General features: G+C 58.9%; 1 pseudogene. It reads right to left on the bottom strand.

The annotated features are described in order from the left end of the window. A pseudogene (locus tag ACLFKU_RS44390) lies at positions 1-238 on the bottom strand (IS66 family transposase); the annotation flags it as partial. Positions 239-367: the final 129 nt, after the last annotated feature.

Raw genomic sequence — 367 nt, 5'->3', positions numbered from 1 at the left:
GGATCGCCCGACTCGTATCCGATTTGCGCGAGAGCGTCTCCAGCATCGTTGTGAGCCACGCGTGGAGTTGATCGAGTAGCGGCCGCGCATGCTCCTGGCGATGCACACGGCGCTGGTCGGGCGGCTTGCCCCTGATTGTTTCCTCAATCCTGTATAGCGCGCCGATACGCTCAAGCGCCTCGGTGTTCAGCGCATTCGGGCGCGCCGCGTGCAATTCATAGAACTGGCGTCGAGCGTGAACCTTATGCCGAACTCCGCATAAGGCCCATTATCCCAAGTTGGGTTTTATGTTGTGACGCAGTTGGCCGGCAGCGGACTGTCGTGATCGAGGTGACGAATTACTCGGCATAATATTCGTCGCAACGCT

Origin of the sequence: Paraburkholderia sp. EG304, assembly GCF_046543485.1 — a bacterium.
Taxonomy (GTDB): Bacteria; Pseudomonadota; Gammaproteobacteria; order Burkholderiales; family Burkholderiaceae; genus Paraburkholderia; species Paraburkholderia youngii.
This window is presented reverse-complemented; position numbering and strand designations above follow the sequence as displayed.